The organism is Alicyclobacillus acidiphilus NBRC 100859 (genome assembly GCF_001544355.1).
GTDB classification, from domain to species: domain Bacteria; phylum Bacillota; class Bacilli; order Alicyclobacillales; family Alicyclobacillaceae; genus Alicyclobacillus; species Alicyclobacillus acidiphilus.
In genome coordinates this window covers 23,367-46,356 of record NZ_BCQI01000009.1, presented here as the reverse complement: position 1 = coordinate 46,356, position 22,990 = coordinate 23,367, and the positions used below count along the sequence as shown (strand labels likewise).

The 22,990-nt window shown below is 58.9% G+C and carries 19 protein-coding genes; 9 read left to right on the top strand and 10 right to left on the bottom strand.

Annotated elements, in window-relative coordinates:
• Positions 1 to 2: 2 nt before the first annotated feature.
• A complete protein-coding gene (locus tag AAC01S_RS05260) occupies positions 3 to 1,127 on the top strand; it encodes a glycosyltransferase family 4 protein (RefSeq protein WP_067619927.1) in 1,125 nt (374 codons plus the stop codon).
• 110 nt (positions 1,128 to 1,237) lie between these two features.
• Here AAC01S_RS05260 and AAC01S_RS05255 read toward each other — a convergent pair whose 3' ends face one another.
• The 3 genes from AAC01S_RS05255 to AAC01S_RS05245 form a co-directional block, all read right to left on the bottom strand.
• Positions 1,238 to 2,020 carry a sulfotransferase domain-containing protein gene (locus AAC01S_RS05255; protein ID WP_067619924.1) on the bottom strand — a complete coding sequence of 261 codons (783 nt, stop codon included), beginning with the start codon at positions 2,018 to 2,020 and terminating at the stop codon, positions 1,238 to 1,240.
• Between the two features lie 93 nt (positions 2,021 to 2,113).
• Positions 2,114 to 4,615, bottom strand: a complete 2,502-nt coding sequence (locus tag AAC01S_RS05250; RefSeq protein ID WP_067619920.1) for a transglycosylase domain-containing protein — start codon at positions 4,613 to 4,615, stop codon at positions 2,114 to 2,116.
• A 1,243-nt stretch (positions 4,616 to 5,858) separates the two neighbouring features.
• Positions 5,859 to 6,440 (bottom strand): TetR/AcrR family transcriptional regulator, encoded by a 582-nt coding sequence (locus AAC01S_RS05245; protein WP_067619917.1) that lies wholly within the window; start codon positions 6,438 to 6,440, stop codon positions 5,859 to 5,861.
• A gap of 279 nt (positions 6,441 to 6,719) precedes the next feature.
• Between AAC01S_RS05245 and AAC01S_RS05240 the strand changes: the two genes are divergently transcribed.
• Positions 6,720 to 7,619, top strand: a complete 900-nt coding sequence (locus AAC01S_RS05240) for a carotenoid biosynthesis protein (protein ID WP_067619914.1) — start codon at positions 6,720 to 6,722, stop codon at positions 7,617 to 7,619.
• A 414-nt stretch (positions 7,620 to 8,033) separates the two neighbouring features.
• Here AAC01S_RS05240 and AAC01S_RS05235 read toward each other — a convergent pair whose 3' ends face one another.
• From AAC01S_RS05235 to AAC01S_RS05220, 4 genes are read right to left on the bottom strand one after another with little or no spacing between them, the layout of a single operon-like run.
• Entirely contained in the window at positions 8,034 to 8,897 is an 864-nt protein-coding gene (locus AAC01S_RS05235; RefSeq protein WP_067619911.1) for a fumarylacetoacetate hydrolase family protein, read from the bottom strand.
• A gap of 33 nt (positions 8,898 to 8,930) precedes the next feature.
• Positions 8,931 to 10,151 carry an ammonium transporter gene (locus AAC01S_RS05230; RefSeq protein ID WP_067619908.1) on the bottom strand — a complete coding sequence of 407 codons (1,221 nt, stop codon included), beginning with the start codon at positions 10,149 to 10,151 and terminating at the stop codon, positions 8,931 to 8,933.
• The gene (locus tag AAC01S_RS05225; protein WP_067619905.1) at positions 10,152 to 10,517 is read right to left on the bottom strand and encodes a P-II family nitrogen regulator; all 366 of its coding nucleotides are present in this window, start codon (positions 10,515 to 10,517) and stop codon (positions 10,152 to 10,154) included.
• A gap of 16 nt (positions 10,518 to 10,533) precedes the next feature.
• On the bottom strand, positions 10,534 to 12,828 hold the full coding sequence (locus tag AAC01S_RS05220; RefSeq protein WP_067619902.1) for a Tex family protein: 2,295 nt from the start codon (positions 12,826 to 12,828) through the stop codon (positions 10,534 to 10,536).
• A 207-nt stretch (positions 12,829 to 13,035) separates the two neighbouring features.
• On the opposite strand from AAC01S_RS05220, the gene AAC01S_RS05215 reads away from it, so the two are divergent.
• The 7 genes from AAC01S_RS05215 to AAC01S_RS05185 all read left to right on the top strand — a co-directional run bounded on the left by AAC01S_RS05215 (position 13,036) and on the right by AAC01S_RS05185 (position 21,225).
• The gene (locus AAC01S_RS05215) at positions 13,036 to 14,268 is read left to right on the top strand and encodes an MFS transporter (RefSeq protein WP_067619899.1); all 1,233 of its coding nucleotides are present in this window, start codon (positions 13,036 to 13,038) and stop codon (positions 14,266 to 14,268) included.
• Between the two features lie 129 nt (positions 14,269 to 14,397).
• Positions 14,398 to 15,162 carry an SDR family NAD(P)-dependent oxidoreductase gene (locus AAC01S_RS05210; RefSeq protein WP_067619896.1) on the top strand — a complete coding sequence of 255 codons (765 nt, stop codon included), beginning with the start codon at positions 14,398 to 14,400 and terminating at the stop codon, positions 15,160 to 15,162.
• Positions 15,159 to 16,268 (top strand): S-adenosylmethionine:tRNA ribosyltransferase-isomerase, encoded by a 1,110-nt coding sequence (locus AAC01S_RS05205; protein WP_067619893.1) that lies wholly within the window; start codon positions 15,159 to 15,161, stop codon positions 16,266 to 16,268. Before AAC01S_RS05210 ends, AAC01S_RS05205 begins: the two co-directional genes overlap by 4 nt.
• Positions 16,269 to 16,343: 75 nt before the next feature.
• A complete protein-coding gene (locus AAC01S_RS05200; protein ID WP_067619890.1) occupies positions 16,344 to 18,011 on the top strand; it encodes a GAF domain-containing sensor histidine kinase in 1,668 nt (555 codons plus the stop codon).
• Positions 18,008 to 18,679 (top strand): response regulator, encoded by a 672-nt coding sequence (locus AAC01S_RS05195; protein WP_067619887.1) that lies wholly within the window; start codon positions 18,008 to 18,010, stop codon positions 18,677 to 18,679. The genes AAC01S_RS05200 and AAC01S_RS05195 overlap by 4 nt, the downstream gene beginning before the upstream one ends.
• Positions 18,680 to 18,842: 163 nt before the next feature.
• Positions 18,843 to 20,225, top strand: a complete 1,383-nt coding sequence (locus AAC01S_RS05190; RefSeq protein WP_067619884.1) for an ATP-binding protein — start codon at positions 18,843 to 18,845, stop codon at positions 20,223 to 20,225.
• A 34-nt stretch (positions 20,226 to 20,259) separates the two neighbouring features.
• Positions 20,260 to 21,225, top strand: coding sequence for a hypothetical protein (locus tag AAC01S_RS05185; protein WP_067619881.1), 966 nt, complete (start codon positions 20,260 to 20,262; stop codon positions 21,223 to 21,225).
• 50 nt (positions 21,226 to 21,275) lie between these two features.
• Here AAC01S_RS05185 and AAC01S_RS05180 read toward each other — a convergent pair whose 3' ends face one another.
• From AAC01S_RS05180 to AAC01S_RS05170, 3 genes are read right to left on the bottom strand one after another with little or no spacing between them, the layout of a single operon-like run.
• Positions 21,276 to 21,557, bottom strand: a complete 282-nt coding sequence (locus tag AAC01S_RS05180; RefSeq protein ID WP_067619878.1) for a hypothetical protein — start codon at positions 21,555 to 21,557, stop codon at positions 21,276 to 21,278.
• 16 nt (positions 21,558 to 21,573) lie between these two features.
• Entirely contained in the window at positions 21,574 to 21,987 is a 414-nt protein-coding gene (locus tag AAC01S_RS05175) for a VOC family protein (RefSeq protein ID WP_067619875.1), read from the bottom strand.
• A 19-nt stretch (positions 21,988 to 22,006) separates the two neighbouring features.
• Positions 22,007 to 22,975: a phosphotransferase gene (locus tag AAC01S_RS05170; RefSeq protein WP_067619872.1), complete on the bottom strand. Its 969-nt coding sequence runs from the start codon at positions 22,973 to 22,975 to the stop codon at positions 22,007 to 22,009.
• Between the last annotated feature and the right edge of the window lie 15 nt (positions 22,976 to 22,990).

Below are 22,990 nucleotides of genomic sequence, written 5' to 3'. Positions count from 1 at the left end.
TGGTGCCACGAGGAAATCTCTTGATACTGATTGACAGCTTCGTTCTGGGTGGAACCGAGACCCAGATATATACCACCGTGCCGCATCTCTTGCGCGCGGGCATGAATATCGTCGTCGTCGGTGCCGATGGTCCGTTGAGCGCGGCGTTTGCAGCGCTCGGATGCAAAGTCCACCACATTCATTTTCCCTTGGGCGACTCTGTGCCCCCGCTTGTCTGGCAAGAGATTGAAGAGACATTGGACGACATTTTGGAACGCGAGGCCATTACCGTCGTGCACGGCCATCAACTGCCGTCCACGCGGTTTGTCGTCCGAATCGCGAAGCGGCGCGGAATCCCGATCTGCTTTACGGTTCATGGCACCTACTACGATACAGCCATGCTCAAAGCGGTCCTCGACGACACCGCCCACATCGTCAGTGTCAGCCCGCCAATCCACGACTGGCTTCAAGGGAACGGCATCGAATCCATCATGATTCCCAACGGGATCGCGACAGATTATTTTCAACCGATGGACGGCTCGGCTCTCCGGCCGAATTACAACCTGGACGCCGCAAGCCCGGTGGTGGTCTATGCCGCAAGAATGGCGTGGGAAAAGGCCGAAATCTGCATGCAGTTGATCAACGCCTGCCGATCCGTCCGCCGGGAAGCCATTCCGAATTTGCAGGTGCTCATCGCGGGCGGCGGCCCGGACCTCTTCCGGGTTGTCGAACATGCGCATTCCATCCATACGAACGAGGGAGCGTTCTACATCCATTGCTTGGGCGAACAGTTGGATCTGCGTCCCATGTTCGCGATCGCGGACTGCGTGGTCGGAACCGGCCGCGTCGCAATGGAGGCCATGGCATGCGGACGCCCGGTCATCGCCGCAGGTACGCGCGGCATGGTCGGCATTGTGACGCCTGCGAGATACGAACAAGCCATCCGCTGCCATTTCGGCGATCACGACGCAGACCGCCCCATCACCATGGACGCCTTGACGGCGTCCATCACGGCCGTCCTGTCTGCGCCTGAATGGGCCAGGGCACTGGGGCGCGACGGACGCGAACGGATTGTACGAGACTTCGACATCCACGCGATCGCACATCGATGGATAGAACAGTACGAACAAATAGGACATTCGAGATGAATGCCCGAGATACATGTTTCAGATGAATGAGGAAAGTACCGAGGCCCTTGGACGATGAGGGCCTCCTGCGAGTGACCCCGTCGCAAATGAACGTCGCTTCCCAGCGCGGATCACCACGACAAATCCGACTCATATCCTAGTTCAATCAGCCGAGCCCCAGCGACGCGCTTGAAATCTTCCTTGTTTTGCTCCGAGAACTCGAAGCGCCAATCGCCCGTCCGCCCTGCGCGGAATGTCGGCGATCGGCTGGGATTGATGTTGCCAATCATCTGCGAAACCAGGAGCTCTTTGGGGATTCCCAGCGCGGAAACATCGTCCCACAGAAAATCCACAATCTTTCGGACCGCTTCCACATTCTTCGGAGACGTAACGAGATCTTCATACCTGACGTGGCAAACGCACGGAGAATCCCGCCACGGCAAAAAAGACCTGATGAATTCGTCGATATTCGGGTAGCGGTTACCGCCATGCGCGACGACAAGTTCGTTGGCCAGCACCGTATCGGCCAGCTCGTCCTGAAACGACACCCCATTGATGATGGCTTGCAGCCGCTGTTCATTCGTCGTGAAACTCATCTTGAACGGAAGATGCAGAATATGCGAAGGCAGGCTGTGCAGGATGAAATACATCAGAGAAACGACAATGTCTCGGGGATCGCGCGTAATGAAGATGGCTTTCAGACCGTGATCGACAAGCAGCTTCTCAAATCGCGGATGGTAAGGCAGGTGCATGACGCCCATCTCGCCTCGCCCGATTGGGCCGGACGCCGATTCGGTCATCATATTCTCGCGAATTTGCTGCATGCCTGGAATGCCCATCACCACTTGCATCAGCAGATTTGTCCCACCTTTCGGCACAGACAGGACAAGTACGCGAGGCAGCGATTGCATCATACAGTCATCTCCTAACCCTGACACACGGTAGTCACTGACGTACACTATGCAATCGCCACTCCCGACGTATAGGACAATCATGGTGAAGTCCGGTTAGGGGGAGATGGTTCCTGTCCCATTTGTGCTTTGAGAACCGGACGTCATCCCGTTGGATTCAGGCACGTTCGCCGAATTGGACTGATTGCGATCCGCCGGCGACGTCACGTCCGTATTGGCCGCGTTGTTCGTGGATGTATTGGCAGCGCCGTTCGCCGTCGTGTTCGCAGTCGTATTCAGGCTGTTGCTGGTTGAATTTACGGTGTTGTTGACAGCTCCGCCGTTGTCGGCAGGACTGTTTTCCGTCGAATTCTCGGTATTGTTCATCGGCGTGGTGTTCGCGGTGCTGTTCCATGTCGAATTCGTCGTATTGTTCCAACCTGTACTCGTGTTGCCAGTGCTGTTCACAGTCGAATTCGTCAGATTGCTCGGGAACGCATTGGTGCCCACAGCGTTGTTCGTCGTTGTGTTCACGGTGTTGTTTACCGCGTTGTTTGTGGTGTTATTCGCAGTTGTACTGTTGTTTGCGGCGCTGTTGGCTGCCGAGTTGGACGTACCGCCAACAGCCTGCGTCTCTGTCAGCGCCGACTCGTTGAACTGCTCAGGCGGAATGCCTGACTCCGCAATACGGACAATGTCGCGGAAGATCATCGCCGCGTTGGCGGAAGGATCCAACGGCGACATGGTCATGTGGTGAGCTGGCGACGACTGATCGTAGCCGATGTGAATCGAACCCACCAGGTTGGGTGTATACCCATCAAACCAGGCATCCCGGATCCAATTCGGCTCGCTGCCATTCAACCCGGTGTCGTATTGCACGGTTCCCGTTTTGCCAGCCACGCCCCAACCAGGCACCTGTGCGGATGTGCCGGTTCCGTAGTTCACCACGTCCTGCAGCAAATTGGTCATGATGGCAGCCGTTCGCGCACTCATAATCGTCTTCGCTTGCGGCTGGAATTGGTAGATGATCTGTCCGTTTTGATTCACGATCTTGTTGATGAGATGGGCTTTCATCTGCACGCCATTGTTGTCGAACGCCTCGTACGCTTGCGCCATCTCCAGCGGATTGACGCCGTATTGCATGCCGCCAATGGCCACGCCAAGGTGCTCCCTGTCCTGTTGCGTCAGTTGAATGCCGTCTCTCATCGCGAAACTCGTGCCTGTGTTCAGACCAATCTGTTGCAGCAGCCAGACTGAGGCGATATTTTGCGACTCCTCCAAGGCGTACTGCAAGGTGACTTTCGCGGGACCGTCGACGCCCTCCCAGTTCTGCGGCTCATATCCCCCGCCAAAGTCCTGCGGCGCGTTGTCGAGAATGGACGTCGGTCCCCATTTTCCACTTTCAATCGCAGGCGCGTACTCCATGATGGGTTTGATGGACGATCCCGGCGAGCTGTCGCTGTAGATCCGATCCAAGCCAAGCGGCGCGTAATCGATCTTGCGCGACCCTGCCGCACCGGCGATACCGCCTGTCTTCGGATCGACAAACACAGCCGCCCCATCGACCGGACCTGGGAAGTCGCTGTCGTACTGCCCGCTCCAAAACACATCGTCCACAGCCTGTTGCACATTCGGCTCGATGGTGGTGTACACCCGAAGCCCGCCTTGCAGCAGTTGTTGGTTCGATATCCCGTTTCGCCGAGCATAGTCGAATAGGAAATTGGTGAACAGCGGATGGGCATTCCACGAATCGCTCGGCAAGGAGTGATACTTCACACCAAGCGGCGCGGCCTCGGCACGCCTTGCGACCTGCGGTGTGATGTAGCCGTACTTCACCATGTTCTGCAGCACTTCATTGCGGCGTGTCCGGGCCGCAGCAGGATGCTGCAGCGGATCGTACGCGGATGGAGCCTGCGGCAAGCCCGCCAGCAAGGCGGCTTGATCCAGTGTCAACGTCTCCCCCGGCTTTTCCAAGTCCACGCCAAAATAGCGCAGGGCCGCTTGCTGAACGCCCACGGTGTTCTCGCCAAGGAAGACTTTGTTCAAATACATCGTCAGGATTTCTTGCTTCGTGAAATCCTGATCGATATGAATACCCATTGCGATCTCTTTCAGCTTGTACGAAAGCGTCTTGTTGTCGTTCAGAAACACAATCTTCGCCAATTGTTCCTCGATGGTGCTGGCACCTTGATTGGTCGTTCGCGTCAGCAGATCGACAAACACGGAGCGAAGAATGCTTCGCATATCGACACTGGAACCTGTCCAAAAGTTGTGATCTTCCGTCGCAACAATCGCATCCTGCAGATTCGTCGGAATCTGGTTGTACTGTAAATCGGTTTCCTGTGTCCCAATCTTCTCGTAGACCTGGCCAGATGCGTCGTACACGACGGTCGGCTCTGGTGTCGCAGTCAATTTCTCGATAGAGATGGGAGCCATCCGGAGCAACAGAAAGTAAGCAATCGTGCCGAGCGCGGCGCCGCCAAAGACGAGACCCGCGAGTGAAAGCCCAGAGACCCATAGGATCTTGCGCCTGGAGAACGCCGGCCGTTGTTGTGCTGACCTGATTCGTTTCGACTTCGGAAGCTTCGACTTCGGAAGTTTTGACTCAGACCGTTTCAATTCTTGAATTCCTCCTAGCAATAGTACGCCTGCATGATGTCTGTCGCTCTAGAGGATACGGGCGGCAGGCTCTATTGATTCCGAATCGCACCGATATGCTGAATCGGAACGAAGAACTACGATGTCATATTCATACGTCCGGCACATTGAAATTGCGTCGAGTCGTCCTATTCATTTTACTCTTTCGTTCGCGGAAATCTGTGTAATTTCTGTGGATGGAGTGAGTGGATAGAGTGGATCGAGATCGCTTGTGACACTTCGCGGTCGCGATTCATGATCAACCGACTCGTGGTGATCCTACTTCTTACTGTCGTCCTTGTTGACGGATTTCTGATTGGTGTTTTCTACGTTGTATACCAGTCTCGGAAGCAGCGTGCTGTCGTTGTTTGGGACTGCTGAAGTGCCTTGAGACGGCGAAAGCTAAATGGCTTGCTCGTAACGCATCTTTGACAGCGATACAGGCCCAGCAAGGCATTGCAGGTTGGATTTTGCCCTACAGCACAAAGAGCCCCAGAATGTGGGCTCAATCGGTGGGGATTCTCGTTAAACAAGTGTGCCTGAGGAGAATGTTGCATGGTAACAATATGTCTGTGCCCCGGACCGGAGTCAGTCCTGCTTTGTTGCTTCACTAGCATCTCTCCGTTCCAACTTGTCCTCGCCATCATCGCCTTCTAGACCTCCGCTTCGCTCGGCTCTCGATTCGTTCCGATTCGTGCGTTGCATAGAGAGTTAGCTTGCCTGCGGACAGCGGAAACAGCCTTCGCAGGCGAAGACAGGCGAATGGATGTCTCAAATTGGCCACCGGGTGAAAGATCGATAAGGCCGATGATATTCTCGGCAGTCACGACATACAACGTGGTCTGTGACACCATCCCCAACTTTGAACGTTTTGATTCAATGTGAATAGAGATCGGTTGGCGACATTCATAATTTTTAGAGTTTGCCCACTGAGCGCGCCCACCTGGGTACTGTCAGATGACCATGAAATCACTGACCGTCGATTCGGCACATCCAAGGTGACTGGCGGTTCCGCCGCCAGACCCGCGCCTATCTTAAGGCGATCAAAGCACGAAAGACGTATCACCATCGTGATCGAATGTCGACTCAAAACGCACTTTTCATCATGAGCTATACCTCGCCGCGAAGAGTGCAGGAGGAACGAAAACATTCAGAGGAGTCGGGAAATTGAAGCCCGAGGTGATCTACGAAAGATCCACTGGCCGATTGCCAATTTGATGCCCGACTACACTGGGCTGTGTCGGCGCAACGCGTTTGCAATCAGTTCGGCAGCGCGCTGGCACTCGTCGGCCGTGGCGGATCGGCTCGCCAGGTAGTCGGACGTGCCCACGACCAGCATGGCAAGGTCTTCGATGGTCGCGTCAGATCTGAGATATCCCTGGGTGCGAAGCGCATTCATCAGGTACAGCAGGCGTTCATTGATCACGCCTACGATCTCCGCTGTCGATTGGTTTGAGAGACGTAGTGCTTCCAGCAGGATCGGTTCGGTGCGAATGCGCAACATGGTGTCGCGGACAAGGGACTCAAAGCCAGGCCAGCCATCATTGTCGTGGATGGCTTGTTCGATCCGCTCAGCAAGCCACTGTCCATGGTGCTCGACGGCGAAATCGAGAATCGCCGATTTCGTCGGGAAGTTGCGATACACAGTCGCCTTGCCGACGCCAGCATGACGCGCGATATCGAGAATCGTCGCACTGCTGCCTCGCTCGGCAAGCACCTCCAGCGCAGCTTGGTACACTCGTTCGCGATTGCGTCTCGCGTCTGATCGACTTCTTGGCTGCTCGGACGTTTCCTCCCGCCTGTCCATACGGATCACCTCCCTGCTTGATAAAACCAACTCTGCAAACCGCACGGCCATCCGGCGATAGGCCGTGATCGACGACGCACTCAGCTTGAAACGCCGCAGAGCGTCCGCCGGATTGAAACAGATCATAAATGACGTCAGCCCACAAACGCAAGGACACTTCGTTCGGCCTTTGAAGTCTCACGGCAAGCTGCTTGACAAACGGACCCAACGGTCCGATAATTTGGTTTGAACAAACGGACCAACAGGTCCATTTGATACCTCGCTGGGGGAGGAAATCAGATGAACACAAAAGAACAACCTGGAGGGCGTTCAGGCGTCGGTTTGTGGATTCTCACCTGGATGATGACCGTCATTATCATCGGTGAGTCCATTGCCGGCGCATTTGGCAAAGGTGTCCCAGCTCTCATGTTTTTGGGAATCCCGTTCGCGTTCTGGCATGGAGGACGCCGTTACGGCGCGAAGGGCATCATCTTGTTCTTTGTAATTACTGAAATAATCTCGAATTGCTCCGAGAACTTAAGTATCATGACAGGCTTTCCGTTCGGTCATTATTACTACACGCAAAACGGGACGCCATTTCTGTTTCATGTTCCGATCACAATTGGCATTGCCTACTTCTGCTACGGTTATCTCGCATGGTGCCTCGCGTCCACGATTCTTCGAAACGGGGACGAGCGCACAAATACCTTGAGCGGCATGATCATTCAGCCGATTACAGCCTCATTTATCATGGTCATGTGGGATCTCGTGTTTGATCCCATCAGCTCCACGGTGGAACACCAGTGGATCTGGGAGAACGGCGGCGGTTACAACGGTGTCCCGCTCACCAATTATCTGGGATGGTTCCTGACCGTCTGGGTATTCTTTCAGGTGTTCGCCGTCATACTGCGGGTGCGGCCGCAAGTGATTCGCCCGCAAAGTACGACCGGCTTTTGGGTGATGCCCATCATGATTTACGGCGCGACAGCCGTCAGCTACCTGGTTTCATATCTTCTGCTCGACGATCATCGAACCATCACGGACGCCGTCGGCCACACGTGGACCGTTCCTGGTATCTACGAGTCCTCGACGATTATCATGCTTTTCACCATGCTCTTTGCCACATACCTGGCGGCGATCACGCTCCTGAACTCCCGCTCGGAATTGCAACGCGCCGCAGGTTCTACTGCGAAGGACTAGAGAAGGTCGTGCGAGTGGGGGAATGCGGGCGACGGAGGGAGGCCGGCGGAGGGAGGCGGGCAGAGGGAGGCGGGCAGAGGGAGGCGGGCGAATAAGCGGCGCTCAGCCGCTTATTCCGGCAAACCGGCGAGATCGAACGCAAATAAGCGGCGCCCGGCCGCTTATTTGCCTCCGAAGCCCCCGAAATGGAGCGGTTGCGCCCTCTTAAGCGGCGCTCAGCCGCTTATTCGGCGTCAATCGGACGATTCGACACACTTAAGCGGTTTAGCGCCGCTTATTTGCCTCCACGCACTCCACGCACTCCACGCACTCCACGCACTCCACGCACTCCACGCACTCCACGCACTCCACGCACTCCACGCACCGCCACGCACCGCCGCCCGCCACCACTGGTGTCGCCGACATACTTACCGCTTACACGATCCGATTCTGCAACCGTCCCAAATGCCCGACTTCGCACACGATCTCGTCGCCGGGCCGCAGCCAGACTTTTTCCGCCATGCCCATCGCGACGCCTTCGGGCGTGCCGGTGTAAATGACATCGCCGGGCTCGAGTGTCATGATTCGGGACAGATCGGAAATGACGTCGGCCACCGAGAAGATCATGTCCGCCGTGGTGGAATCCTGCCGAAGCTCGCCGTTGACCCAGCACTTCAGGGGGAGGTCCTGCGGATCGGCGATGTCGTCCGCGGTGACCAAGTAGGGGCCAAGCGGCGAAAAGCCGTCGATGGCCTTGCCGTACAGCCACTGGCTGCTGCGGAACTGGAGATCGCGCGCCGACAGGTCGTTTCCGACGGCATAGCCGAAGACCGACGCCAAGGCTTGCTGCGGGTTCACATTCCTCGTCTTGCGCCCGATCACGGCGACCAACTCCACTTCGTAGTCGCACTGTTCCACAACGGCAGGCAGTTGAATGGACTCGCGATGGGCGGCGAGACTGTTCGCAAATTTCGCGAAATACACGGGCGCGCTTGGGATCGGCATGTTCGACTCCAAGGCGTGTTTGCGATAGTTCAGACCGACGCACAGAATTTTGCCTGGGTGCGGAATTACGGGCGCGAAGCGCACGACCGACTCGTCGATGGCTGCCGTCGCCGCCTTTTGAATCTGTTGCAGTTGCTGGATGGCGAGATCGCCGCCCTGAATCACGTCCAGCATGGTGATGGGCGCCGGAATGCCAGACGACTCACTCGCGGCCGCGACGTCGATCACGCCGTGGTCCGTGACCAGTCCTACCCCTTCGTGGCCGTTGTCTCGATACAATGTGCAAAGTTTCACAGCCGTCAACCACCTTTCCCATGTCGATATTCGCTACACGTCCGTAAAGCGCTCCAATTCGTTGTAGGCGGGAATTCCGTGAGCGGCAATGTCCAAGCCTTCTTCCTCCGTGTCACTGGATACGCGAAGCCCGAATGTGCTGCGCAGGAGGAAGCCAATGAAGACGGCGCACCCGAAGCCCCATGCGGCAAATGTGATAGCGCCGAGGGCCTGAACGCCGAGCAGATGCGCGTGACCTGTCGTGAAGAGGCCCTGGCGAGAGTCGAACAAGCCGACTGCCAAGGTGCCAAATAGGCCGTTTGCGCCGTGGACGGCGAAGGCGCCGACGGGATCGTCCACTTTCAGGTTGTCCAGCCATCCTGTCGCGAGGACGACGAGAACGCCCGCCACGCAGCCGATGATCATGGCGGACGCCTGATTGACATAGGCGCAGCCTGCGGTCACAGCGACGAGGCCTGCGAGCACGCCGTTCATCGTCATGCTGGGATCGGCCACTTTGTAGCGGAGCATCGTGAACAGGACGGCGGTGGCGCCGCCGGCCGCGGCAGCCAGAATCGTGTTGAGGGCGATGTTGGACAGCCGTGGATCGAACGCGTTCAAGGTGCTGCCGGCGTTGAAACCGATCCAGCCGAAGCAAAGGATGAACGTGCCCGCCGAAGCCAACGGAATGTTGCTCGGTGCGAAGACGCGGACGCCGCCGAACGGATCGAACCGGCCTTGCCGCGGGCCGACCATCCACGCGAGACCAACTGCCATGAAGCCGCCCATGGCGTGGATGGCGGCGGATCCCGCAAAATCCTCCATGCCCAAATTGGCAAGCCACCCGCCAGAACCCCAAACCCAGTGCGCGGACGTGGGATAGACCACGCCGCAGACGAGCACGACAATCACGACATACGCCGAAAATCGCATGCGTTCGGCTACAGCGCCGGAAATGATGGAAGCGGTCGCGATGGCGAAACCAATCTGGAACAACTCAAACGCCGCAACCGGAAGCTGCGAAGCCGACGGCACGACCTTGCCCCATCCCCACAGATGAAAGAGATCATGACCCCCGAACAGCAGATGTACCCCAAGTAAGTAGAACACGAGGACGCCAAAGGTAAGATCGACGAAGACTTTCATCGTGACATTGACCGCGTTTTTCGTCCGTACGAAGCCAGCCTCGAGCAGACTGAATCCACCCTCCATAAAGAGGACAAGCCCAGCCGCGATCACGACCCAAATTGCGTTCAGTGCTGTGTGCTCGGGCAATTATGAGTCCTCCCTTGGCGAGTTGAGCTCGTCGATGGTTTCGTCGACCGCGCCGGTTCGGATGTTGTACGCTTCCTCAATGTGGTACACGAAGATCTTGCCGTCGCCTGTCTTGCCGGTTTGCGCGGCGTTCATGATGGCTTGAATCGTCGGATGCAGATAGTTGTCGGACACGACGATTTCCAGCTTGATCTTCGGATGCAGGTTGATGTCGTACACATGTCCGCGATAGACGCCAATCGTGTCCTTTTGCTGTCCTCGGCCCTGCACGGGAATCACCGTAAACCCGGAAACGCCGACCTTCCGCAGGGCCTGAATTGTCGGCTGCAGCTTTTCTGGGCGAATGATGGCATCGATCCGTTTCAACGAACATACCTCCGCTTCAATGGGATGCAGTTGCAGATGGACGCAATGACAGGGACGGCGCCTTGCCAAGCCCTTTCATCGACAAGCCGAGTCTGCCTTTGGCGACGTCCACCTGGATCACGCGGACCTTGACAATGTCCCCGACCGCGACGACATCCATGGGGTGTTTGACGAACGTGTCGCCCAACTCGGAGATGTGGACCAGGCCGTCGTTCTTGACACCGACGTCGACAAACGCGCCAAAGTCCACCACGTTGCGAACCGTCCCGGTCAACTCCATACCAACCTGCAGGTCTTCCAGCTTCACCACATCCGTCCTCAGCAACGGAGGCGGGACGTCGTCGCGCGGATCGCGCCCAGGGCGCTCCAAGGCGTCGAGAATGTCCCGCAAAGTCGGCAATCCGACGTCGATGCGGCGGGCCACCTCAGCGAGTCCCGCCGCGCGAATCTCGGCCAGCCACGCCTGTCGGCTCGCGGTGTCGCGCAGAATGTCCGCGTCGACGCCGCTGTCTGCCAGCAAGCGTTCCACCACAGGGTAGGATTCCGGGTGGATGGGCGTGGAATCGAGGACGTTCTCACCGTCGTGAACGCGCAGGAAGCCGACGCACTGCTCGAGCGTCTTCGGTCCAATCCGCGGCACCTTCGCAAGCGCCCGGCGACTCGTGATCCTGCCCTGTGACTCGCGAAACTGAACGATGTTTTTCGCCGCGGTCTTGTTCAATCCTGCCACGTACGTCAACAGCGAAGGCGACGCGGTGTTGACGTCGACCCCGACTTGGTTCACCGCGCTTTCCACGACGGCGCCGAGCTTCTCTCCCAAGCGCGACTGTGAGACGTCGTGTTGATATTGACCGACGCCAATCGATTTTGGGTCAATCTTCACCAATTCCGCGAGCGGGTCCTGCAGCCGCCGGGCAATCGAGATGGCGCTGCGCTCGGCGACGTCCAGTTCCGGAAACTCCTCCCCGGCGAGCGGCGACGCCGAATAGACGCTTGCGCCAGCTTCCGACACCATGACATAGGCGAGATCGGCGCCAGCATGCCCTGGGACGGATTGATACTTGCGGATACACTGGACGATAAACGCTTCGGTTTCGCGCGAAGCGGTTCCGTTGCCAATCGCGATCACGCTGATCCCATGCCGCTGAATCAGCTCAAGCACCTTCGCCTCAGCCTCTGCCACCCGGTTTTGCGGCGGCGTCGGATAGATCACCCCGACTTCGAGCAGCTTTCCCGTCTCGTCGACCGCGGCCAGCTTGCAACCTGTGCGATAGGCGGGATCGACCCCAAGCACTCGGCGGTGGCGCAGCGGCGGCTGCAACAGCAGACTCTTCAAGTTCGCACCGAACACGTCGATGGCCCGCTCTTCCGCCGCCTCGGTCAGCGCGCCACGGACATCCCGTTCAATGGAAGGCGCAATCAACCGCTTGTACGCGTCGGCCGCCGCCCGTCCAATCAGGACGCCAACGGTTGGCTCGCCGCCCTCGTCTGGCAGGCCCCCGTACCTGCGCAACAGCCGTTCGACCACGGCATCCTCTGGCGCGACGATGGACACTTTGAGCTTTTCGTCGCGTTCGCCGCGATTCATCGCAAGAATCCGGTGCGGCGGCACCTTGGCCACCGCCTCGCTGTAGTCGTAATACTGCTCGTACACCGTCTGCTCGTCCGGATCCACCGCCACACTGCGAATCAAGCCCTGCCTGAACGTCGCAGTGCGAATAAACCGGCGGTTGTTGGCGTCGTCCGAGATCGTCTCGGCGATGATGTCCAGCGCGCCCTGAATCGCGTCTTCCACAGTCGAAACGCCCTTCTCTTCGTCGACGTACGCCCTGGCCGCCGCCTCCACCTCGCGATAACCAGTCGATCTCGCCGCCCCCTCCAACCACTCGGCCAACGGTCCGAGCCCCCGCTCCCGAGCGATGGACGCGCGCGTCTTCCGCTTTGGCCGATATGGACGATAGATATCGTCGACCTCCGCCACGGTCGTTGCCTGCGCGATGGCGAGGCGCAATTCCCTCGCCTTCGCTTCATCCTGCAGCACTCCCTGCTCTTCGAGCAGCCGCAACACGTCGGCTTTTCGCGCCGCGAGGGCTTTCGCCGCTTCGTACGCCGCCGCGATATCGCGAAGCTGGTTTTCGTCCAACTCCCCGGTCAATTCCTTGCGGTACCGAGCGATGAACGGAATCGTATTGCCCTCGTCCAACAAACGGATGGCCGCCTTGACCTTCCGCGGATCTATTTGAAGTTTCTTCGCCACGTCATTACTGAAATCTTGTGAATCTTTTAATCCAGTCGCTGTCGCTTCGGTCATGCGTCCGTACTCCTTCAGACCTTTTACTCGATGCATGCCGGCCGCCGTGCGCCGAGCACCATGCGCCGAGCACCGTACTGCGTTTCAGAATAGCAGGCATCGCCCGGAATGTCGATTCCACCCCGCCTTCGTCCCTTGGCGCCGAGTTTCACAGGAAAGGTCGGCGAGGACGCCGAATACGTATCGTGCTAGAGTGGAGTGACTGATATGCTTCGACAGATTTCTGGAAATGCTCGAACGTGCGTCTGGATGGAACCGCTGTTTGTCATTCCGTACAGCATGTACACGACGTACGCTTCTGTCTATATGCTCAAACTTCACGTCACCGATACGCAGCTCGGCCTGGTGACAACACTCAATTTACTGCTGCAGATGGTTTCCGCCTTCGTAAGCGGCTATTTGACCGACAGGATGGGCCGGCGCAAGGCGTTGTGGACCTATGACGTCGTCAGTTGGTCCGTCGCCACGCTGGTCTGGGCCATCTCGCAGAATTTCTGGTGGTTCGTGCTCGCCGCCGTGCTCAACGGATTGCAGCGCATCCCAGCCACCGCCTGGTATTGCCTGCTCGTCGAAGACACGGAGCCGGACAAGCGGACATTCGTGTTCACGGGGCTGCAAATTGTCAGCGTGATCGGAGGCTTGTTTGCGCCTATCGGCGGCATCTTGGTCGATCACTTTTCCGTCGTGCCTGCCACGCGCATCATGTACGCGTTCGCCTGCGTCAGCATGAGCGCGATGATTTACTTCCGACACATTGGGCTTCACGAAACGGAGATTGGCATTCGCAAAATGCACGAGCGGAGATCCGTGGACTTCAAGGCCGAACTGCGAAAGTACGCCGAGGTATTCATGCAAATCCTGCGCAACCGCACGTTGCTCATCCTGTTCGCCGTGTACGTGTTGTGGAATATTCAAACGACCATTCGAACGACGTTCCTGTTCGTCTATCAAATCGATTACCTTGGTATCCCAGCCGGCCTGGTCTCGCTCTTTCCCGCGATCTCGTCGGCAGCCATGGTCATCCTGCTGTTCACCGTCGTCCCTCGCTTTCGCGAGGAGCACGCCTTGCGGTGGATGAATTTTGGCTTCGTGCTGTTCGGCATCGCGAGCGTCATCCTGGTGGTAATGCCTGTCCACAACTTCATGTGGGTCGTCGTCAGCACGATTCTCGCCGCGATGGGCACCATCATCGCCAATCCTTACGTGGAGTCCGTCGTGGCGAACGCCATCGACGACGAACATCGGGCGACCATGCTTTCCGTGCTCAACGTCATGATCCTCGCCGCGACATCGCCGGCTGGCGTGATCGGCGGCTGGACATACAGCATTCAGCCGTCCATCCCCATGTTCCTGGTGATCCTGGTCTTTTTGGTCAGCATTCTCCTCGTTTGGTGGGCGTCCCGGACGACGAGCGGCAGCGACGTAAGCCAAAAGGCGTAGACGCGGTAAGCCAATCAGCGGACTCGCCGCCCCTCCCTCCTCCTGTACGCTCCTGGTAGCGACATCCGCAGCGACATTCGCGGTGGAACAGTTCCTGATTATCCCACCGCCAGGAGGAGGAGAATCCTAATGAACTTCCCGCATGACAAGAATTCGAACAGTCCCGTCATCGTGATCACCGGCGGCACGCAAGGACTCGGGCGCGCACTCGCGGAAACGCTGCTGCAAGGCGGCTTTCGCGTCTCGTTCTGCGCGAGATCGAGCGTCGACGTCGAAGCAGCCAAAGCGGCACTGCAGTCCATCAGTCCTGTTGTCGCCGTCTCGGGCGACATCAACGACGACACCGTTCAAACGCGGCTCGTGGACGAGACCGTCCGCGCGTTCGGCCGGATCGACGGGGTCGTCAACAACGCGTCGACGCTCGGATCACTGCCTCTGCCAGTGATCCTCCAGAGCAGCTTCGAAAATGATCGCCATGTGTTCGCCACCAATGTGCTGGCGCCGCTGCAGCTTCTCCGCAAAGCTGTACCGATCCTGACCCGCCAGAGTCGCAGCCTCATCCTGGGCATCTCGAGCGACGCCGCGGCGGGCGGATATCCCGGCTGGGGCATCTATGGCGCGTCCAAGGCGGCGCTCGACTTGCTGCACAAGACGATGGCGGCGGAGTTGGCTGCCGACGGCGTCCAGGTCCACAGTGTCGATCCCGGCGACATGGACACGACCATGCACCACGCTGCCGACCCGGGCGCGCAAGGGTTGGCGTCCCCCGCAACGGTCGCGAGGGCCTTGCTGCCACTGTTCATGCCGCTGTTGGATAGCCGGAGCCATCCATTCGCAACCGGCACGCGGCTGCGCGTCGCGGGCGGCGTACTGGAAGGGGCCGATCTCGCATGAACACGAATCTCCTTCGCCAACGATCGCAGTGTGCGGCTCAAACCTCGACGGCAAACTCCGCGGACCTCCATCTGCATCTCCAAGGAACGCCCATTCCGGCGCCCTGCCCGGCGGAAGAGCGCGGCATTGCCCGGGACATGGTAAAGCTGCTCGTACTCGACGCGCAAACGAGCGCAACCCGGCACGACGTCTTTCGGAACGTGAGCCGCTATCTGGGCCAGGGCGATCTGCTCGTCGTCAACACGTCCAAGACCCTGCCCGCCAGCCTGCCTGCGTCCATGTGCGGAAAGCCGCTGCGGATTCATCTTTCGAACCGCATCACGCGGTCCATCTATATCGTCGAACGCCGGTCGGCCGAGGGCGGCCCGAATGAGGAACCGTTTGCCGTCGGTGATCGGCTTGCCATCGGCGCCAACAGTTCCGCGGCGATGGCGACCGTGATCGGCCGCTTCCACCCGAACAGCCGACTCTGGTACATCGAGTGCCGCAGCGACCTGTGGAAGCTGGCGGCGCGCGTCGGCGAGCCAATCCGTTATGGCTACTTGCAGAGCAAACCGGATGTGAACGCGTTTCAAACGATGTTTGCGCGGGATCTCGGTTCTGCCGAGATGCCGTCCGCAGCGCGCGCCTTCACGCCGCGGGTCGTCAGTTCCCTGCAGGAGCGAGGCGTACTGTTCGCCGAGATCACGCTGCACACCGGCGTGTCCAGCCATGAAGTCGCAGGCCCCCTCGCGGAACATCCATTCCTGCCCGAATGGTTCAGCGTGCCCAGCGAGACGGCTGAACTGGTCAACCGAACCAACGCGGCTGGACGGCGCGTGGTTGCGGTGGGCACGACGGTGGTGCGCGCCTTGGCGGCCGCAACCAGCCCGGCAACGGGCAGAGTCGACGCCAGGCGCGGCTGGACCGATATCGTCATCACACCGGAACATCCGGTGCCTTCGGTGACTGGACTCATCACTGGCATGCACGAGAGCGATACCAGCCATCTGGCGATGTTGTTTTCCTTCGTCAGCCCTGACAAACTGCGGCAAGCCTACCAGAGTGCCCTGGAACGCGGTTATCTGTGGCACGAATTCGGCGATATCAACCTCATTCTCTCGTGATAATCTGAAGGAGACATAGCGCGAGATCAATCAGCTGGATGGCGGCCGAGATGAGCCTGGAGGTGAACGGGGGAAATGGGCGGAGAAGTAAACGGGAAAGCAGACGGGATAAACCCCCGAGGCATTCACGACGTCGACAATCAAATCGCCGTATTCCGCGACATCGCGGAAGCGCTCAACCGAGCGAACGACATCTCTTCCGCGATGGACGCCTTATTGCCGCGCTTGGGCGAAGCACTTGGCTTGCGCACGGCATGGGCGTTTCGCTTCAACGAGCAGAAGCGATCATTCGTCGAGGTCGGAGCGAGCGGCTTGCCGCCTGCGCTCGACGAATGCGGGCAAAGGCGGTTGCGCACAGGCTGGTGTGAATGCCAGAGCCAGTTTGTCGAACGCAAGTTGGATGAAGCAGTCAACATCGTGCGTTGCAGCCGACTCAAATCGGCGGTCGGAGACACGGGCAATCTCCACTTTCACGCGAGCATACCCCTGCGGACGAAATCGAAATCACTTGGCATCCTCAACCTGGCCGCGCCCGGAACCACCGTCTTCGACGCAGAGACGCTCGCCTTTCTGGCGACGGTCGGTCGGCAAGTCGCCGTCGCCATGGAGCGGGCGCAGGTGCTGCAGGCGGATCGCGATCACGCCGATCGCCTGCAGCGGCTCGCGAAGATCGCGACCGACTGGGTGGGCGACGCGCGACCGGATCGACTGCTTCAGCACGCCGTCGAATCGTACGTGCGCGAATATGGATACCGGGCGTGCGGCGTGATCGAACAGCCTCAGGGGCAAAGGGCCGCAGGGAGCGATCTCGCCGAAGTGAACATACTCGCCGTCGCGGAGACGAAATCGGCCGCGGACGAGGAGCGGCCGTACGTCTACACCGCCCCGAGCGGTGAAGTCCGCCCTCTGGAAGAGTGCTGCAGCATCCTGTTGTCCGAAGCAAAAAGCGCCCTGACCGCGAACATCCCGATGACGTCGCTGGCCCTGCGAGTGGAGAGCGACCTGCCGCACGCGTTCGACAGCCAGGATGAACTGTTGCTGCAAGCGTTCGCCTGGCAAGTCGCCACGAGCTACGTGCATGCGTCGGGGCGTCAACAAGCCTTGCGAAACGCGCAACTGCAAGAGCGTCAACGCATTGCCGCCGATCTGCACGATTCGGTGAGCCAACGGTTGTTTTCGGCGCAGCTGCTTCTGCGGACGGCGGTCGCGCAGTTGCGCGAACTGACGGATAACGTGCCTTCGACCATTTTGCGAGTCGAGGAACTACTTCGCGATTCGCAGCAGGAGATGCGCGACTTCGTCCGCGCCTTGCGTCGGGACGACAGCCAATCGTCCTTGTACGAGGCTCTGCGCGATCGCGTCCGAACGTTGCGCATGCAGCAAGGCATCCAGGTGTCACTGGCCGTCGACGACTCCAACCACCTGGAGCCGGACCCGCCCATCCGCCTGGCACTCTTGGCCATCCTCGATGAGGCTTTGCACAACGCCTTGAAACACGCAGACGCGAAATCGATCACCGTTCGCTGCGATCAGACGACAGCGACGCTCGTCGTACGAGTTGAAGACGACGGCGTGGGTCTGCCCGACGCGGCAATCGGCAAGGGCTTTGGCACCCGCACCATGGTGGAACGCGCCCGCGCGATAGGCGGCGCTGTCGCGTTTCGCCGCAGTCCGACCGGCGGCACCGTCGTAGAAGTGCAAGTACCGATTCACGCACCTGAGAAGGGAGATGGTCAGACATGATCAGCGGGGTTCGAATTCGGGTTCTCATCGTCGATGATCACCCGGTCGTCCGCGAAGGTCTGCGCGCCTTTCTGCAGATGGCGGACGATCTCGAAGTCGTCGGCGAAGCGGACAGCGGCGAACGGGCCATCCAACTGTTCCGAGATCCCGCGTTCGCGGTTGATGTGGTGATCATGGACCTCAAGATGCCGGGACCGTGCGATGGTGTTGAAGCCATCCGGACTCTGACCAGCCTGCGCCCTTCGCTCCGGATACTCGCCTTGACGTCGTTTGACGACGACGCTTCCGCCGCGGCCGCCTTGGCGGCGGGGGCCGTTGGGTATTTGCAAAAGGATGTGGCCCCAGATATATTGCTGGGCGGAATCCGCCAAGCGGCCGCAGGCAAAATGGTGCTGGAGCGGCATGTCTGGAACTCGACGCAACGGGTCAGGCAAACAGCGGATCAAGCTTCGCCAGGACGTTTGCGCGAAGCCTTGACCGACCGCGAACTGGACGTCCTCCGGGCGATGGCGAGGGGGCTCTCGAACAAGGAGATTGCTGCTGCGCTCGGTATCAGCGAAAAGACGGTCAAAGTTCACGTCAGCCATATCCTTGGCAAAATGGAGGTATTGGACAGGACACAGGCGGTGCTCCTCGCCGCCAAACTGCGACTCGTGAAAATCGACTGAAACGTCATGACAATTGTTGTGGCAAGGGAAGGAGTTTATCGCTAAAATGGAAACAGCTTCTTCCCTTTTGGAAGAAAGATTCAATCTTCCCGTCTGGGACAAGCCGGCATCGAATTCAGTCAACGTGTGCTTGGTTTGGAATTGTTGAGTAGGACGTGCGTGAATGGAAATTAGGAACTTCCTCGCGGATTTTTTGTGCGTATTGCTGCCATTGTTTGTTCTCGACGCTTGGCAGGTGCGCAGCTCGAGGGCCTCTACAAATGTATACCCCACTCCAGCGCTCCTGTCCTTTATCTTTCTGATTTCGTCGGTCATCACCACTTTATTCAACTTTCGACTCGCCAACCACCTCGAAGTCAACCTTAGCATCGTCCCACTGACGTTGGCCTTCTACCTGCTGTCGTGGCGGCTTAGCCTGCTCGTACTCGCCGCTTACGCGTTCGTGGAAATCGTCGCAGGTTATTTCACGTTGTCCCACTATCATCTGAGTTTGACCGCGCTTCACACAGTCCTTCGCCTGTTGCCACACGGCCTGGAAATCCTTGGCATCTACGCAGCCATGGTGTCACTGGCCTACTTCTTTTCGAAAGATCGCACACAGTCCCAGAGAATCACAATATTTGTATTGACTTTGTTCTGCTACACATTCGTCGACTACGTTTTCGTCAACGCGCCGCGCTTAAGCGGGGCACAGATGGACTACTTTATCACGTATGTCCTCGTGTTCAACATCACCTTTGTTCTATCCATCCGGATCGTCGAGAGCATGAGAAACGCGCAGCGGCGGCGGCTTGCCGAACGGCAGAGTGATCGACTGAAACTCATCGGCCAATTGTCCGCCTCCGTCGCGCACGAAGTCCGCAATCCAATCACCGTCGTCAAGGGCTTCACCCAACTTATGCTGAGCCACGACTACGGTCGAGAGAAGTCCGTGGAGTTTATGCAGAGCATGATGAGTGAATTGGAGCGGGCAGAGTCCATCATTGCCCATTACCTGCAGCTTGCCCGCACCGGAGACGACGACAAGAGTATGATTCGCAGAGTCGATCTCGCCGGACTGATCGCCTACGCCGTAGAGATGCTGGGTCCTTACGCGGAAGTCCAACACGTCGACATTCGGACTTCCATAGACGGCAACGCCGTCGTGGCGGCCAACCCGGAGATCTTGAGCCAAGCCCTCGTGAATTTGGTGAAAAACGCCATCGAATCGATCGAAGGCAGCGGCGTCGTGACTCTGTCATTGAAAGAGGCGGATCGACGTGTCACCGTGATCGTCACAGACACAGGAAGAGGGATCCCAGCATCCGAGTTGCCGCGCCTCGGGGAGCCGTATTACTCCACCAAGACGACGGGTACGGGGCTGGGGCTGACGTTCGTCTACAAGACCATCCACGATCTCGGCGGCTATATCGACATCAAAAGCCAAGTTGGGCGCGGCACCGAAATTCGCATCACGCTGCCGAAACTCATCGCCTCGCCCACGGATCACGATCCCAAGCGCACGCGAACCTCCATGGAAACCAACACGCCTCAGTTCGGAGGGTGACGGAAGCGCGCAAGGGAAATTTGGGGGAGCAGCCATGCCGTTCGATGTCTATGCATTCGCCGACTACAGCGGCAGCAGTTCGCCTGCCGGACAGCGCCAACACATCGTCTTCGCGATGAAACAACGGGACGGCGGCCTAACGGTCGTTCGTCGCCTGACCCGGGCGGAGTTGTGGATTGAGACGTGCAACATGCTCATCCATGCAGAGCAGGAGGGCCGGCGCGCCATCCTCGGTTTTGATCACTCGTACAGCTTCCCTCGGGGTTTGTTCGATCACGTCGCGCATCGACCGTGGACGTCTTGGCGGGAACTGCTGAACTGCCTGGCACAGCCCACGCCCGCCGCGCCGCACCCGCTTGGCGATCCGCTGACCAAGCGACAGATTGAGCAATTGCGGACACGCTGCGCCGCCCATCCGGCCGCCGCCCACGCACTCGACGATGTTCTGCGCCGAATGGATAACACGGTCCATCCCCGCACCTGGGCCGCAAGCGTCAACCACTGGTTCAGAGCCGTCGGCATCACGCTGGAAGGGCCGTTCTGGGGCACGAACTGGTCCATTCAAGAGCGTACGCCCGACTTCCCCTTTTCTGTGGAAATGCCGGAAAAGCGGCTCGTGGAACGACTGTGTCAGGTGAAACGGGGCAAGTCTATGAAACCCATTTACCAACTCGGCGGTCAAGGCAGCGTCGGCCAGCAATCGCTGTTCGGCATTCCCTACGTGCACGCGCTGCTCGAGTTCTGCGATCGCCTCGGCATTCCCCTCTTTTGCTGGCCATATGACGGCTGGGATCCCCCATCGTACGCGCACGTGCTCGTCGAAGTCTATCCAACTTTGTACAACCACGGCCCTCGCACAGACGAAGGAGACGCGGTGGCATGCGTCGAGTGGATGGAGAAGCAGGACCATTCAGGCGGCATTCCGTTCGCCCCTGATCCCGGACTATCCGAAGACGAATGCCGCCTGGCTCGACTCGAAGGCTGGGTCATCGGCGTGTGACGAAGCGAACCACGGAACGCAACGGAGCGAGCGAAGGTGGCGACGGTAGACTATAGAAGGTACTGGAGAAGCGGAAGCATGCGGCCAGGGATCGATCCCGACGGAACCTCCCCCACACGCTGCGCGCCCATCGCGAGATAAAACGGTTCAGCGTTTGGATCCGGGCGAATGGTTAACTCGTCGCGGCACTGCTCCATGAAATGATCGTCGTAGCCCCAGACCGCTTTGGATCGAAAAGCGATGTCCGTGAGCACAGGCGCTTCCGACGGATCGGCGCTCCGGACGATTAGGCGGTTGTTCGGCTGCGGCGATGGCTGATTGCCACTGTCCATGTTCCGATCACTCCGATCACCCCAATGCCCCCGTGGCCTCCGACACTCCCGGCGCCACCAGTTCCACCTTGATCCGATCCGGATCTTCAAAATAGACCGCGTAGTGACCCCCGCCGCCTGCATATGGATGCCTGTCTTCATACAGAATGGAAATCCCTCTGTCGCGCAGTTGTTCCGTGATATCGTCCACCTGCTGGCGGGAGGCGGCATGGAACGCCAAATGATTCAACCCGACTCGGCCGCGATGGTACGGTATATCAAGATGTTTGTCCACGGTCTGGACGAAGACCAGGTAAGTCTCTCCGAATTTCCAGCTGCGCCCTTGCGGCCAAGCCTGAAATGGCGTATAGCCGAGTTCCTTGAGGAACCATTCCCAAAACGCCGTGGTTCGGCGCAAATCGGAGACGTTGATTTCTACATGGTGAAGCATTCGCGTTCCTCCTAGGCTTTCAATCGGAATGCGGAAACCCGCTGTCAGATTGCGCGTTGGCGTCGAGCGCGTTCGCGATGCCGAGCAGCGACTCTCGAACTTGGCGCGCTTGTCCAATCTCGTGCGCGTATAGCAACACCATCAGGCTGACGTACAGCGCGCGGAACCGTGCCCGCAACTCCATCTCCGGAGAGACTGCCCCATAGACTTCGAAAAACGGAGGCCGGGCGGCAGGGGGACAGAAGCTGAAGATGATCGACAGGTCGACGGCGGGATCGCCGATGTGCGCGTCCCCCCAATCGATCACGCCGCTCAACACCCCGGCCTCGTCGACGAGGAAGTTGCGGAAGTTCAAGTCACCGTGGACGACAGCCCGCGGTGGTGGATCAGATGGCAGACGTTGCAATGCGTCGATGAGGGCGTGAACGCGATGAACGAGTTGCTCCCGCCCGTCGAAATACCCCATGCCGCACGCCTGCTCCACCTTGTCCAGCAAGAGCGGTATGCGTTTGCGCAAGTCCATGCGACCAATGGAATCTTCGATCGCGATGCCGTGCGCCATCGCTTCCCCGATGGACACGGAATGAAGCGATTGGAGAAACGACCCAAACGCCCGCGCGATGGATGAGCGGGCGGGCGGGTCGGAATCGGCATGATAGGGTGGATGTCCATGGATGCGGGTGTAGCCTGCAAAAGAGAAAGGATAATCGTCGCTCGGCCGTCCCACGATGTGCGGCACGGGAACAGCACACGGCAAGTGCGGCGCCAGCCATGGGAGCAGTTGAATTTCCGCCTCCATCAGCGGAACGGCGATATGCCTCCGAGGAAGGCGAAAGACGTATTGCTGGTTGACGGCGAACACGGCGTTGTCCCACCCGGACTCAAGCGGCTCCACGTGCTCGATGGCAAGCCATGGGAATTGACGCCCAAGGAGGCGCCGAAGCAGCCGCTCATCGACGGCAATGTCCGCGTCCCATTCGAACGGCATGCGACACATCTCCTC

Coding starts and splice junctions, on each gene's coding strand:
- AAC01S_RS05195 (WP_067619887.1), top strand. CDS start 18,008: ATGATCAGCGGGGTTCGAATTCGGGTTCTCATCGTCGATGATCACCCG.
- AAC01S_RS05210 (WP_067619896.1), top strand. CDS start 14,398: ATGAACTTCCCGCATGACAAGAATTCGAACAGTCCCGTCATCGTGATC.
- AAC01S_RS05190 (WP_067619884.1), top strand. CDS start 18,843: ATGGAAATTAGGAACTTCCTCGCGGATTTTTTGTGCGTATTGCTGCCA.
- AAC01S_RS05200 (WP_067619890.1), top strand. CDS start 16,344: ATGGGCGGAGAAGTAAACGGGAAAGCAGACGGGATAAACCCCCGAGGC.
- AAC01S_RS05180 (WP_067619878.1), bottom strand. CDS start 21,557: ATGGACAGTGGCAATCAGCCATCGCCGCAGCCGAACAACCGCCTAATC.
- AAC01S_RS05220 (WP_067619902.1), bottom strand. CDS start 12,828: ATGACCGAAGCGACAGCGACTGGATTAAAAGATTCACAAGATTTCAGT.
- AAC01S_RS05205 (WP_067619893.1), top strand. CDS start 15,159: ATGAACACGAATCTCCTTCGCCAACGATCGCAGTGTGCGGCTCAAACC.
- AAC01S_RS05175 (WP_067619875.1), bottom strand. CDS start 21,987: ATGCTTCACCATGTAGAAATCAACGTCTCCGATTTGCGCCGAACCACG.
- AAC01S_RS05245 (WP_067619917.1), bottom strand. CDS start 6,440: ATGGACAGGCGGGAGGAAACGTCCGAGCAGCCAAGAAGTCGATCAGAC.
- AAC01S_RS05255 (WP_067619924.1), bottom strand. CDS start 2,020: ATGATGCAATCGCTGCCTCGCGTACTTGTCCTGTCTGTGCCGAAAGGT.
- AAC01S_RS05215 (WP_067619899.1), top strand. CDS start 13,036: ATGCTTCGACAGATTTCTGGAAATGCTCGAACGTGCGTCTGGATGGAA.
- AAC01S_RS05170 (WP_067619872.1), bottom strand. CDS start 22,975: ATGCCGTTCGAATGGGACGCGGACATTGCCGTCGATGAGCGGCTGCTT.
- AAC01S_RS05240 (WP_067619914.1), top strand. CDS start 6,720: ATGAACACAAAAGAACAACCTGGAGGGCGTTCAGGCGTCGGTTTGTGG.
- AAC01S_RS05185 (WP_067619881.1), top strand. CDS start 20,260: ATGCCGTTCGATGTCTATGCATTCGCCGACTACAGCGGCAGCAGTTCG.